This window comes from Candidatus Planktophila sp. (genome assembly GCF_036734405.1).
In the GTDB taxonomy this organism is placed as follows: domain Bacteria; phylum Actinomycetota; class Actinomycetes; order Nanopelagicales; family Nanopelagicaceae; genus Planktophila.
Genome location: NZ_DAIMYR010000008.1, coordinates 1 through 12,698, shown reverse-complemented (window position 1 = coordinate 12,698; position 12,698 = coordinate 1). Strand labels below are relative to the sequence as shown.

General features: G+C 46.2%; 15 protein-coding genes and 1 tRNA gene. 1 reads left to right on the top strand and 15 read right to left on the bottom strand.

Annotated features, from left to right (window positions below; genetic code table 11):
- The 10 genes from rpoB to AC9UC2_RS07365 form a co-directional block, all read right to left on the bottom strand.
- Positions 1-2,446, bottom strand: a 2,446-nt coding sequence (gene rpoB, locus AC9UC2_RS07410; protein ID WP_509526956.1) for a DNA-directed RNA polymerase subunit beta, incomplete at its 3' end; no start/stop codon positions are given.
- A gap of 180 nt (positions 2,447-2,626) precedes the next feature.
- The gene (locus tag AC9UC2_RS07405; RefSeq protein WP_509526954.1) at positions 2,627-3,421 is read right to left on the bottom strand and encodes an SDR family oxidoreductase; all 795 of its coding nucleotides are present in this window, start codon (positions 3,419-3,421) and stop codon (positions 2,627-2,629) included.
- Between the two features lie 133 nt (positions 3,422-3,554).
- A complete protein-coding gene (gene rplL / locus AC9UC2_RS07400) occupies positions 3,555-3,941 on the bottom strand; it encodes a 50S ribosomal protein L7/L12 (protein WP_509526952.1) in 387 nt (128 codons plus the stop codon).
- A 5-nt stretch (positions 3,942-3,946) separates the two neighbouring features.
- Positions 3,947-4,579 (bottom strand): 50S ribosomal protein L10, encoded by a 633-nt coding sequence (gene rplJ, locus AC9UC2_RS07395; protein ID WP_509526950.1) that lies wholly within the window; start codon positions 4,577-4,579, stop codon positions 3,947-3,949.
- A 194-nt stretch (positions 4,580-4,773) separates the two neighbouring features.
- Positions 4,774-5,919: a cation:proton antiporter domain-containing protein gene (locus AC9UC2_RS07390; RefSeq protein WP_509526948.1), complete on the bottom strand. Its 1,146-nt coding sequence runs from the start codon at positions 5,917-5,919 to the stop codon at positions 4,774-4,776.
- Between the two features lie 87 nt (positions 5,920-6,006).
- The gene (gene rplA / locus AC9UC2_RS07385) at positions 6,007-6,711 is read right to left on the bottom strand and encodes a 50S ribosomal protein L1 (RefSeq protein WP_509526946.1); all 705 of its coding nucleotides are present in this window, start codon (positions 6,709-6,711) and stop codon (positions 6,007-6,009) included.
- Positions 6,712-6,813: 102 nt separating this feature from the next.
- On the bottom strand, positions 6,814-7,245 hold the full coding sequence (rplK, locus tag AC9UC2_RS07380) for a 50S ribosomal protein L11 (protein WP_445821096.1): 432 nt from the start codon (positions 7,243-7,245) through the stop codon (positions 6,814-6,816).
- A gap of 36 nt (positions 7,246-7,281) precedes the next feature.
- The gene (gene nusG / locus AC9UC2_RS07375; RefSeq protein ID WP_509526944.1) at positions 7,282-8,022 is read right to left on the bottom strand and encodes a transcription termination/antitermination protein NusG; all 741 of its coding nucleotides are present in this window, start codon (positions 8,020-8,022) and stop codon (positions 7,282-7,284) included.
- Positions 8,023-8,031: 9 nt separating this feature from the next.
- Positions 8,032-8,256 (bottom strand): preprotein translocase subunit SecE, encoded by a 225-nt coding sequence (gene secE / locus AC9UC2_RS07370; protein ID WP_509526942.1) that lies wholly within the window; start codon positions 8,254-8,256, stop codon positions 8,032-8,034.
- 62 nt (positions 8,257-8,318) lie between these two features.
- Positions 8,319-8,392, bottom strand: a tRNA-Trp gene (locus AC9UC2_RS07365).
- 114 nt (positions 8,393-8,506) lie between these two features.
- Here AC9UC2_RS07365 and AC9UC2_RS07360 point away from each other — a divergent pair.
- Positions 8,507-9,706: a pyridoxal phosphate-dependent aminotransferase gene (locus AC9UC2_RS07360; RefSeq protein ID WP_509526940.1), complete on the top strand. Its 1,200-nt coding sequence runs from the start codon at positions 8,507-8,509 to the stop codon at positions 9,704-9,706.
- Here AC9UC2_RS07360 and AC9UC2_RS07355 read toward each other — a convergent pair.
- The 5 genes from AC9UC2_RS07355 to rpmG are packed head-to-tail and all read right to left on the bottom strand — an operon-like array spanning position 9,703 to position 12,564.
- Positions 9,703-10,719 carry a UDP-N-acetylmuramate dehydrogenase gene (locus AC9UC2_RS07355; protein WP_509526938.1) on the bottom strand — a complete coding sequence of 339 codons (1,017 nt, stop codon included), beginning with the start codon at positions 10,717-10,719 and terminating at the stop codon, positions 9,703-9,705. The genes AC9UC2_RS07360 and AC9UC2_RS07355 overlap by 4 nt on opposite strands.
- Before the next feature lie 9 nt (positions 10,720-10,728).
- Positions 10,729-11,616 carry a glycosyltransferase family protein gene (locus AC9UC2_RS07350; RefSeq protein ID WP_509526936.1) on the bottom strand — a complete coding sequence of 296 codons (888 nt, stop codon included), beginning with the start codon at positions 11,614-11,616 and terminating at the stop codon, positions 10,729-10,731.
- Positions 11,613-12,008: a MaoC/PaaZ C-terminal domain-containing protein gene (locus AC9UC2_RS07345; RefSeq protein WP_509526934.1), complete on the bottom strand. Its 396-nt coding sequence runs from the start codon at positions 12,006-12,008 to the stop codon at positions 11,613-11,615. The genes AC9UC2_RS07350 and AC9UC2_RS07345 overlap by 4 nt, the downstream gene beginning before the upstream one ends.
- Positions 12,005-12,394 carry an FAS1-like dehydratase domain-containing protein gene (locus tag AC9UC2_RS07340; RefSeq protein WP_509526932.1) on the bottom strand — a complete coding sequence of 130 codons (390 nt, stop codon included), beginning with the start codon at positions 12,392-12,394 and terminating at the stop codon, positions 12,005-12,007. The genes AC9UC2_RS07345 and AC9UC2_RS07340 overlap by 4 nt, the downstream gene beginning before the upstream one ends.
- Positions 12,394-12,564 (bottom strand): 50S ribosomal protein L33, encoded by a 171-nt coding sequence (rpmG, locus tag AC9UC2_RS07335; RefSeq protein ID WP_017955317.1) that lies wholly within the window; start codon positions 12,562-12,564, stop codon positions 12,394-12,396. The genes AC9UC2_RS07340 and rpmG overlap by 1 nt, the downstream gene beginning before the upstream one ends.
- Positions 12,565-12,698 lie beyond the last annotated feature (134 nt).

Genomic DNA, 12,698 nt, shown 5'->3' with positions numbered 1-12,698 from the left:
GAACCTTGAGAGATGTATCGCGAACTTCGCGAGCCTTCTCACCAAAGATTGCACGAAGCAAACGCTCTTCAGGTGTTAGTTCAGTTTCTCCCTTAGGAGTTACCTTTCCAACCAAGATATCGCCAGGAACTACATCTGCACCTACGCGGATGATTCCTCGCTCATCTAGGTCTGAAAGAACTTCTTCAGAAACGTTAGGAATATCGCGTGTGATTTCTTCTGCACCAAGCTTGGTATCGCGAGCATCAACTTCATACTCTTCGATGTGGATTGATGTAAGAACATCATCCTGAACTAGGCGCTGAGAAAGGATGATCGCATCTTCGTAGTTGTGACCTTCCCATGACATAAATGCCACGAGTAGGTTCTTTCCGAGCGCCATTTCACCTTGATCGGTACATGGACCGTCAGCGATAACTGAACCAACTTCAACGCGCTGACCTTCGGAAACAACAACCTTTTGGTTGTAAGAAGTTCCCTGGTTTGAACGTGTGAACTTGTGCAGTGAGTAAGTTTGGTAAGTCGAGTCATCTGCCATGACCTTTACTTCATCAGCAGAAACTTCTTGGACAACGCCAGCCTTGGTTGCAGTAACAACATCGCCTGCATCAACAGCTGCGCGGAATTCCATACCTGTACCGATAACTGGTGCTTCTGCACGCATCAAAGGAACAGACTGACGCATCATGTTAGAACCCATCAACGCACGGTTAGCATCATCGTGCTCAAGGAATGGGATCATCGCAGTTGCAACAGAAACCATCTGGCGTGGAGAAACATCCATGTAATCAACTTCATCACCTGGAATGTATTCAACTTCTCCGCCGCGACGACGTACAAGTACGCGTGGTTCAGCAAAGTGATTGTCATCAGTTAGTGGAGCATTTGCCTGCGCGATGATGTGTTCATCTTCTTCATCTGCAGTTAGGTAATCAACCTGATCTGTTACGCGACCCTTAACAACCTTGCGGTAAGGAGTCTCGATAAATCCAAATGCAGTAACGCGACCATATGTTGCAAGTGAACCGATAAGACCAATGTTTGGTCCTTCAGGAGTTTCAATTGGACACATACGTCCGTAGTGAGATGGGTGAACGTCACGAACTTCGAAACCTGCGCGGTCACGTGAGAGACCACCAGGTCCAAGCGCTGAAAGACGACGCTTGTGTGTAAGTCCTGACAAAGGATTTGTCTGATCCATGAACTGTGACAACTGAGATGTTCCGAAGAACTCCTTGATTGACGCAACTACTGGACGGATGTTGATCAGAGTCTGAGGTGTAATTGCCTCAACATCTTGAGTTGTCATACGTTCGCGAACAACGCGCTCCATACGAGACAGACCGATGCGAACCTGATTCTGAATCAATTCACCAACTGTACGTAGACGACGGTTACCGAAGTGATCGATATCGTCCTTTTCTACGCGGACTTCGCGGCCGTACTCCATCAATAGATCGCCACGGTGCAGTGACACTAGGTAGCGAAGAGTGGCAACAATGTCAGAAATAGAAAGTAGTGAAGCTGAAAGCTCTTGATCAAGACCTAGCTTCTTATTTACCTTGAAGCGTCCGACCTTGGCCAAGTCGTAACGCTTAGGGTTGAAGTAAAGGTTTTCGATTAGGTTCTGTGCAGCTTCCTTAGTTGGAGGCTCACCTGGACGTAGCTTGCGGTAGATATCTAGCAGCGCTTCATCTTGAGTCTTGACTGTGTCTTTTTCAAGAGTTGCGCGCATTGATTCAAACTCGCCGAACTCTTCAAGAATTTGTTCTTCAGTCCAACCAAGTGCCTTTAGGAATACTGTTACTGATTGCTTACGCTTACGGTCGATGCGAACACCAACAAGATCTTTCTTATCAACTTCAAACTCAATCCATGCACCGCGTGAAGGAATGATCTTTGATGTGAACACATCTTTGTCAGAAGCTTTTTCAATTGTGCGTTCGAAGTAGACACCAGGTGAACGAACTAGCTGAGAAACAACAACGCGCTCGGTTCCGTTAATTACGAATGTTCCGCGAGCTGTCATAACTGGGAAGTCACCCATAAATACTGTCTGTGACTTAATTTCACCAGTGATGTTGTTTGTGAACTCTGCTGTTACGAACAAAGGTTGTGCGTACGTCATATCGCGCTCTTTGCACTCATCGATTGAGTACTTAGGTGGCTCGAAACGGTGATCGCGGAATGAGAGAGACATAGTTCCCTGGAAATCTTCGATCGGAGAAATCTCTTCAAAGATTTCTTCAAGACCTGAAGTTGTTGGGATCTCTCCACGATTCATTGAATCGGTTGCTGCGATACGTGAACGCCAAGCATCGTTACCCAATAGCCAATCAACGCTTTCAACTTGCAGCGCTAATAGATTAGGAACTTCTAGGGGTTCGCGGATCTTGGCGAATGAGACTCGACGTGGAGCTACTGAGATTTTTTTAGACGCGGCCAAGAGATGTCCTTCCAGACAATATTCGGGAACACACAACTATTAGGTCTCAGCCGCTATATGCCCTGACCATAGAAATTTGTGCGAACGTGAAGGGTACCGAAATCACCCCCACCCTGTCCAACCGGGTGCTTATACCCCCAGCCCGAGGGTTTGTCAGCGAATTGCCAAAAATTGTGGGTATTACTTGTGCCAAGCCCAGATGTCTTCCCCACGCACAATGCGCTCAAATCCACCATCTATATAGATGGTCTGCCCAGTTACATGGGTGTTTTCCACGCTGGTGAGCCAGATCAGCAATGAGGCAACCGTTTCTGGCTCCATGAATCCATTGAGCGGCATTGGTACCAAAGTGGCCAGGCCTTCTCGTTGTTCGGGGGTTTTGATGATCTGATCAACCATCGGGGTCTTTACGATTGCAGGGCCGACCGCGTTTATTGGAATTCTAGCTGCTGCCCAATTTGGCTTAAGACATTGTTGTCGGATCCATCGACTTATCGCACGCTTTGTTGATCCGTAAATCAGTTGATCGCCACCGTTGCCTGCATCGACCAAGGACTGCGCAATTTCAAGCGCTTTGGCTTCGTCATTAGCGCACATGGCTTCAACCAACTCAGGGCTATTGGGCATGATCGATGCAACCGAACTTGTAATTGCAACACGTGGAGTTTTGGACTTGCTTAAGGTTGGCAGCAGAGCAAACAAAAACTCTGTTACACCAAAGTAGTTTACAGAAACTGTCTGTGCAGTTGGATGTGCTAATCCAGCACATGCGATTACCACATCAATAGAACCATTTGAGGCTTCGATTACTTTCTTTGCGCCATCATGGCGTCCAAGGGGCGTACTTAAATCAGCATCAATATCGCTGTTCCTCAAGTCAACACCGATCACAATGTTGCCTAAATCTTTCAAGGCTTTTGCAGTTGCTGCACCAATACCCGATCCAGCGCCGGTGATTACATATGTGCGGTTCATCGTGATCTCTTCTCTGCTTAGTAACTGAACTCTACGCATGGTTAATGAGTTTGTTAATACAAAAAGTGAATGCTAAATCTCATAAAAAAACCCCGCTTGGCATAATGCCAAGCGGGGTTTTCCTTATTATTAATTACTTGATTGTGACTGTTGCGCCAGCTGCCTCTAGTGCTGCCTTTGCCTTGTCTGCAGTCTCTTTGCTTGCCTTCTCTAGAAGGGTTGCTGGAGTTGCATCTACTAGGTCCTTCGCTTCCTTCAAGCCAAGGCTTGAATTTAGTCCGCGAACTTCCTTGATGACTGCAATCTTCTGTGAGCCTGCGTTTTCCAAGATAACTGTGAACTCATCTTGTGCGCCATCAGCTGCACCTGCTGCTGCTGCGCCGCCTGCTGCTGCAGCTGCTACTGGAGCCGCTGCTGTTACATCGAATTCAGTTTCAAATGACTTAACGAACTCTGAGAGCTCGACCAATGTCATTTCCTTGAACTGACCCAATAGGTCTTCTGTGCTGAGCTTTGCCATATTCGTTATTCCTTCTCTTCTGTTTCTGGAGTTGCTTCTGTAGTTACTTCTGTTGCTTCAGCTACAGGAGCTTCTGCTACATCTGTTGGTGTCTCAACAACTGCTTCTGCAGGAGTTTCAACGACTGGAGCCTCAGCTACTGCTGGAGTTCCTTGCTCTGTTTCAAGCTTGATACGAAGTGCATCAAAGATTCGCGCTGCCTTAGCAAGCGATCCCTTCATTGCACCAGCAAGCTTTGCCAACAGAACTTCACGAGACTCGAGGTTAGCGAGCTGCATGATCTCTGCAGGTGTTACAGGCTTGCCTTCATAGAAACCGCCCTTGATAACAAGGAATGGATTCTCTTTCGCAAAATCACGGAGGCTCTTTGCTGCATCAATTGGATCACCCTTGATGAATGCAACAGCTGATGGACCAGTTAGAAGATCATCTGCGATCTCTACTCCGGCATCCTTTGCGGCAATCTTTGTAAGAGTGTTCTTCACTACTGAGTACTTAGTTGTTGAACCAAGTGCACGGCGAAGTTCCTTCATTGATGTAACAGAAAGACCACGATATTCAGTTAGCACTGTTGCATTAGCTGTACGGAAATCCTCCGCAAGTTCAGCAACCGCTGTTGTCTTATCTGGGCGAGCCATTCGGTTCACCTTTCCTGTTTCATTGGTGACCGTAGGAAATAAAAAAATCCGTAACGCGTAAGCGCCACGGATTAACATGAACACCTACGCGGGCTGAGATTTCCTCATTTATTTAGATCTTCCTTGCGGTTGATCTAGACCTGCGGTCTTTGGTTATGGCGTAAGGCTAAGGCAGGCCCGCCTTTGGGGTCAAATCACGCCTGTTTTTGAGGTCTACGAATGAGGATTGTTGAGGCGGTAATAGATAAGACAACCGCGACCAGTAGCCCAGTAAATTGCGAACGGGTGATCACATCTTCTGCAAAGGCCAGCGAGCCAAGCACGAATGAGAACTCTCCTATTTGGCTGACACCCACTCCTAGCTGTGTTGGTCGCACATTCATCTTTGCGATTTTAGCCAGCGCCATAGTAGGAAGCGTTTTTAGCAAAATCATCAATACTAAAACTAATAGTGCAAAGGGCCATGCTGCAGCAAGCTCTTGTGGCGCGATCAAAGTACCAATTACAACAAAGAACAAGACTGCAAAAAGATCTCTAAAGGGCAGAATTGCTTTACGCACCTCTTCAGTATCCCGGCTTTGGTTAATCGCTAACCCCGCAACAAAGCCAGCAAGTGCCATTGGAATTCCAAAGACAACTGTTCCAAGGGCTGCTAGAACTAGACCGAAGGAGACTGAATAGATTAAGAACAAATCCTTTTCCCAGCGAACAGCTCGTAAAACTCGCGGCAGTATTCGAGATGCACCAATTGCAATTATTCCAAACCCAAGCAATCCACCAATTGCAGTTAGTAATGAAGATTCACCTGATCCAAAGAGTGCCAAGATGACGGCGGCCATTGCCACACCAACAACATCTTGCACCAAAGACCAACCCAACAATGCTTGTTCGGTTGGTGCATCTGTAGCGCGTCTTGGACTTCGCGTGATATTTACTATGACAACACTGGAAGACATTGCAATCGATAAAGACATCAAAAGTGCTCCAAAGATTGGAATCCCTAGCCAAAGAAAAATAGGAGTTCCGACTAATAATCCAAATCCCATTTGAGCAGGAACTCCCCAAAGAAGTCCTTTCTGCTCACGACTTATCTTGCGCAGATCTAATTCAATTCCTACTTCAAATAACAGTAAGACGACACCTATATCTGCAAGTAAAGCTAGTTGATTGTTATCTGCAACAAAACCTGGCGTAAAGGGAGAAACCATTAGACCTGTTACCAAGTATCCGATTACAGATGGCAGACCTAATTTACGTGCTGCAAATCCCATCGTTGCTGCAGCGGTCAACACAACACCTACATTTAAAACAAGTGGTGCGGTATCAACAATTGAGGCCATGGATTAACTCTAATTGGAATCGTGAGTTAGCGGGGAAAATAAAAAAGGCCCCAGCACAATGCCGAGGCCCTTCTCATGAAATCGTTATTAATTAGCTGATGGTTCGCGAACTAGGTTTGGATCTACAGCGATTCCAGGTCCCATAGTTGTTGAAACAACTGCCTTTTGTACGTAGCGACCCTTTGATGAGTTTGGCTTTGCACGAAGTACTTCATCCATTGCAGCTGCGTAGTTCTCTGCAAGCTGCTCAGCAGTAAATGAAACCTTGCCGATTAGGAAGTGGAGGTTTGAATTCTTATCAACGCGGAATTCAATCTTTCCACCCTTAATATCTTCAACAGCCTTAGCAACATCTGTAGTTACTGTTCCTGTCTTTGGGTTTGGCATCAAACCACGAGGTCCTAGAACCTTACCGAGGCGACCGACCTTACCCATGAGATCTGGTGTTGAAACAACAGCATCGTAATCAAGACGTCCCTTTGAGACTTCTTCAATTAGTTCATCTCCACCGACGATATCTGCACCAGCAGCACGAGCTGCATCAGCATTTGCACCATTCGCGAAAACCAAAACGCGAGCGGTCTTACCTGTTCCGTGTGGGAGGTTAACTGTTGAGCGGATCGCTTGATCTGCTTTCTTTGGGTCAACACCAAGAACCAATGCAACTTCTACAGATGCGTTGTACTTAACTGTTGATGTTTCCTTGGCAAGTGTTACTGCCTCTAGTGGTGTGTAAAGGTGATCCTTCTTTACCTTTTCAGCGGCCGCTAAGTAGTTCTTTGAGCGCTTCATTTCTTCCTCATTTCTCCCTAAGGGAGTTAGTGGTTGTGGTTAGCGGACCAGCGAGGTCCTCCCACATCTCTTCACCAATTTGGTGATGAGAAATTTATTAATTTAGCCGTTTACTGTGATTCCCATTGAACGAGCTGTACCCGCAATGATCTTCGCAGCTTGATCAATGTCATTTGCATTGAGGTCAGCCATCTTCTGTGTTGCGATCTCCTTGACCTGAGCCATGGTGATGTTTGCAACCTTTGTCTTGTGAGGAACAGCTGATCCCTTTTCAACACCAGCAGCCTTCAAGATCAAACGTGATGCAGGAGGTGTCTTAGTGATGAATGTGAATGAGCGATCTTCGTACACAGTAATTTCAACTGGAATGATCTGGCCCTTTTGTGATGCTGTTGCATCGTTGTATGCCTTCACGAATTCCATGATGTTGACACCATGCTGACCTAGCGCAGGACCAACTGGTGGTGCAGGTGTTGCTGCTCCAGCCTGAATCTGCAACTTGATAAAGCCGCTTACCTTCTTCTTTGGTGCCATTTCTTTTCCTCTTTTTCTTGGTTTTGTTCTAAAAAATTAGATCTTCTGTACCTGACCGAATGAAAGTTCTACTGGTGTTTCACGTCCGAAGATAGAAACAAGAACCTTGAGCTTTGCTTGCTCTGGCATGATCTCTGAGATCGATGCTGGAAGCGTTGCAAAAGGGCCATCCATAACGGTTACTGACTCGCCAACTTCGAAGTCAACAACGCGGATTGCTTCTTTATCTGACTTCTTCACAGGACGTGGAGCCAGAATCTTTTCAACTTCATCCATGCTCAATGGCGATGGGTGGTGAGCATTTCCAACGAAGCCAGTAACACCAGGAGTGTTACGAACGGCAGACCATGACTCATCAGTTAAATCCATGCGAACCAAAACGTAGCCTGGGTAGATGTTGCGCTTAACCATCTTGAACTGGCCGTTCTTAAGTTCCTTCACTTCTTCTTCAGGTACTTCAATCTGGAAGATGTAATCTTCCATGTTGAGCGAAACGATACGGTTGTGAAGGTTGCCCTTCACCTTCTTCTCGTAACCTGCATAAGAGTGGACTACATACCAATCACCAAGTGCGGTACGTAGCGTGCGGCGAAATTCTGCATTTGGATCATTCTCATCTGATTCGATGTCGCCATCTTCATCGGATGCGAGCGCTAGTTCAGGCTCAGTTGAAGCAACAGGTGCTTCAACGATCTCTTCGACGACTGGAGTTGCAATCTCAGTTGCGTTAGCAGCGAGCGCAGCTTCGAATGCGTCAGCCTTCATTTCTTCGGTCATTGTCTGTCCTTACCCAAATACCCAGAAGACAAGTCGACCGAGAACTAGGTCAATCAGAGAAACCACGGCAATAACGAAAGTAACGAACACAAGTACAACAGCTGTGTATGTGGTTAGCTGATTACGTGTAGGCCAAACAACCTTACGGAGCTCTGAAATTACTTGGCGATAGAAAAGTCCAACGCGCGCAAATAGACCGAGCTTCTCGGCTACTTGTTCAACTGACTCTGTCATCGTCATTTCCTTTCGAACTTCGTTAGTACTTCTTTATTACAGTCGATCTGTAAAACTTCGTGCAGGGCAGGAGGGACTCGAACCCCCAACCGGCCGCTTTGGAGACGGCAACTCTAGCCAATTGAGCTACTGCCCTTCGCGAGAGCATGGCGAAACCATAGGGAAAAGCAAACCCTCGTGAGCGTCGAAGTGTAGAGGCAAGGTGGGGTTCAGGTCTAACTCGAGCCAGGAATACGGCAGACTTACGCCTATGAAACCTCGTATCTCAGCCCGAATCGCAGCTATCGCAGAATCAGCCACTTTGGCCGTTGATGCAAAGGCAAAAGCGCTTAAAGCAGCAGGCCGACCAGTAATTGGCTTTGGTGCGGGTGAACCTGATTTTCCAACACCTGATTACATCGTTGATGCTGCAGCTGCTGCAACAAAGGTCGTTGCAAATCACCGATATACACCAACACCAGGTTTGCCAGATCTACGAGATGCGATCGTTGCCAAGACAAAGCGTGACAGTAATTATGAAATCACCGCTGACCAGGTTTTAGTAACAAATGGTGGAAAGCAATCTGTGTACCAGACATTTGCATCGATCATTGATCCAGGTGATGAAGTTCTACTTCCTTCGCCTTATTGGACTACATACCCAGAATGTGTGAAGTTAGCTGGTGGAGTAAGTGTTGAAATCTTTGCCGATGAAACACAAAACTATTTGGTATCAGTTGAACAACTTGAAGCAGCTCGAACACCAAAAACCAAAGCGTTACTTTTCTGTTCGCCATCAAATCCAACTGGTTCTGTTTATTCTGTAGAACAAGTTAAGGCGATTGGTGAATGGGCAGTAAAGAACAATATCTGGGTTATTTCTGATGAAATTTATGAGCACTTGTTATACGACGGTGCTATTGCTCCATCAATGCCAGTGGTTGTTCCTGAACTTGCTGACACCTGCATCATCATTAATGGTGTTGCAAAGACATATGCAATGACAGGTTGGCGCGTAGGTTGGATGATCGGGCCTAAAGATGTCATTAAGGCTGCAACTAATTTGCAGTCACACTTGTCATCTAATGTTTCTAACGTTTCACAACGCGCTGCAATTGCAGCACTTAACGGAAACCTTGACGCAGTTCACAAGATGGGCGAGGCATTTAACCGTCGTCGCAAACTAATTGTTGGTTTGCTTAATGAAATCCCTGGATTTGAATGCCCAACACCAACAGGTGCTTTTTATGTTTACCCTTCAGTCAAGGGTGTACTTGGAACAACTATTCGCGGAAAAACACCTACAACTTCTGCTGAATTAGCAACGCTACTTCTTGAAGAGGTCGAAGTTGCCGCAGTTCCGGGCGAAGCATTTGGTCCATCTGGATATCTACGTTTTTCATACGCAACTAGCGATGAAGACATCGTTGAAGGTATTGGCCGTATCAAAAAGCTACTTACTGAGGGCTAAAGCTCAATCCCCACGAGATTTACTTCAGCTTCAAGGGTTATTCCAAATACCTCTTTAACTTGATTGCGCGCGCGCTTTGCAAGCTCTGCAATATCTGAGGCGGTAGCGCTGCCAGAGTTAGTAAGTGCAAGTACATGTTTTGTAGAAACTCGTGCACCACCAACTTGATCACCCTTATGTGTGCCAGAGTTTTCAATTAACCAGGCAGCCGAAATTTTTACTCTGCCATCAAGCAATGGCCACTTGGGCGCTGCATTTGGCAGTTCATCTGCTTGTTGCTGAGAAATAATTGGATTGGTAAAAAATGAACCGGCAGACCAGGAATCATGATCTTCTTGTGACAACAACATGCCCTTGCTTGCTCGAAGTTCTAAAACCGCGGCGCGAGTTTCTTTAACGGAAGCCTTATCTCCTGGTTCAACACCTAGCTTTTTTGCAAGTTCAAGATAAGTAATTGGATCACTCATTTCACCAATTCGAATTTGGAACTGCACATCTAAAACTATGTAACGTCCAGGATGGGACTTGAAGTAAGAATTGCGGTAAGTAAATTGGCATTCCGCATTCGTGAAAGTCTTGATTGCTTTTTCTTGGCGATCATAGGTGCGTACCCGTGTAATGAATTCAGATACTTCGTGACCGTACGCACCAATGTTTTGAATCGGTGCAGCACCAACCGTGCCTGGAATTCCGCTCAGAGTTTCAAGTCCTGCAAATCCTCGATCAATTGTTGTTTGAACAAAGATGTCCCAGTCTTCTCCTGCACCAATTGTTAGCGTCGCACCGCTGCACGCATCAACTTCGGATTTCACCGAGTTGTTTGAAATACGGATTACAGTGCCATCAAAGCCTTTATCTGAAATAAGAAGATTTGTGCCACCGCCAAGAATCAAGACGGGTGAATCACCAGCTTGTTCAATCGCTGCAATGATTTCTGCTTCGTTGGAAACCTGAACGATTTTCTTTGCCGGTCCACCCACCCGCAAGCTGGTGTATTTGGCTAGATCGGTCATGAAAGAAGGTTACCTGCGAGGAGACAAAATTGCGTCTTTGCCTCTGTACTTATCAAGGATCCGGTCGTAATTCTTCTTGGATTGAACTTCGCGGTATTCAGGTTCAGCATCGTGATACCCGTGGTGACGATCCTGAATCAGCGGCAGTTCCATCTGCAATAGCCGTCCACCGGCTTGGCGAATCTTTAATGAGTATTCGATATCAGCATTTCGATAATACAAAGCGCGTGGGTTAAATCCGCCAACTTCAATCATTGCTTCTCGATTAAATGCCATAAAGTATGAAAAGAGAACATCTACTTCGCCAGGTCCCTTGTCATCAACACTGCGCCATTCATCGTGGGTATTTATCAATCCCCCGCGCCAACCAACAGCAACGAATTTACCCTTTTCTAACTCTTGAACAACAGGTGCAATCGCATCTCCAGTAAATCGTGTTGATGGATCCATAATCACTACATACTTACTCTTAACTTTTTCTAGAAAAACATTGGCGCAATCTCCCCACGCCGCCCCAGGATTAACTGCAATTAGATATGTTCGCTTGTCCATTTGTTCAAACAATGCACCTGCATCGCCAATTGAAATGATTGCTACTGCGCAATTGCTGTTGGCTTTGATTGTTTTGACTGTTTCTAAGGCATCGTCGGTAAATCCATCGACAATGATTCCAACGGTTACATCATTTTCTAAATCAATCGGCCTGATATCTCGTGGGTAAGCAAGGGTTATATAAGGCTTCTTAGGGCGCAGTTCGTATCCCCCAGCAACATCTACAACTTCAAAGCCGGCCTGAAGTAACTCATCGCGATACTTATCAGCAAGGGCAAAATCTTTTGCTGCTCGTGCATCCATACGTGCCTGAGCAAGCGCGGTGACTGAATCAGGAATGCTCATTTAACTATCACCGCTTTCGATATTCCAAAAACCTTTATACCTGCAGAAGTTGCGTTGAGTTCAAGGGTTATTTGGTTGCCATCAACTGCGACAACTTTGCCCGAAACCGTCAGATCTACTTTTACCTCTGCCGGAACAATTACTGGCTTCATGAACCGACCTGAAAATTGCTTAACCTGTTGTGATCCCCCAGCCCAATCAGATACATATTTTCCGACTAATGCCATCGTTAGCATGCCGTGGGAAATTACATTAGGTAGCCCAACAGCTTTAGCGAACTCTTCATTCTGGTGAATTGGGTTCTGGTCTCCGCTGGCATCGGCATATGCCTTGAGCATTGCACGATCTATAAAAAACACTTTTTCTTCAAGAGTTGTGCCGACGTTGATCATGCGCGGACCACCAAAGTTGACCACGTTGAAACAACTAGTTCAGCTGCAGAATGTAGGTCAGAACGAATCACAACGAATTCGTTTCCATCACTTACTTTGTAGCTTTCAATAGTTGATGAACATTTCAGAGAATCATTTGCAACGATTGGTCGCTTGATTTCAAAGCGCTGATCTCCATGAACAACTCGGGTCCAGTCCAAACCAATTTCAGGGTCAGAAAGGATTTCTTGAGATTGATCTAAGGTGATTCGAATGGCAAAGGTAGGTGGCGCAACTGTTGTGTCATTTTCTGAGAGCACAGCACAGAAGGCATCTATGTGAGATTGTGTGACAGTTACTTGTTCAGCACCTTGGAAGGTGCGCCCGACCGAATCGGGATTGAGCATTAGCGAGTTTCGCGGTGAAGAGTTGAAGACTTGCAACGTGGACAGAACTTCTTAAGTTCCATGCGGTCTGGATCGTTGCGGCGGTTCTTCTTAGTGATGTAGTTACGCTCTTTGCAATCCACGCATGCCATGGTGATCTTTGGACGAACGTCCGCGCTCTTGCTTGCCATGGTCTTACTCCTTCAGTCGATTACGAGAGGCTTAGGTTACCCGAGCCTGCACGTTGCGCGAAATTCACGCTTGTGGAACTAGTAGCGGAGGCGGGATTTGAACCCACGACACAGCGATTATGAGCCGCTTGCTC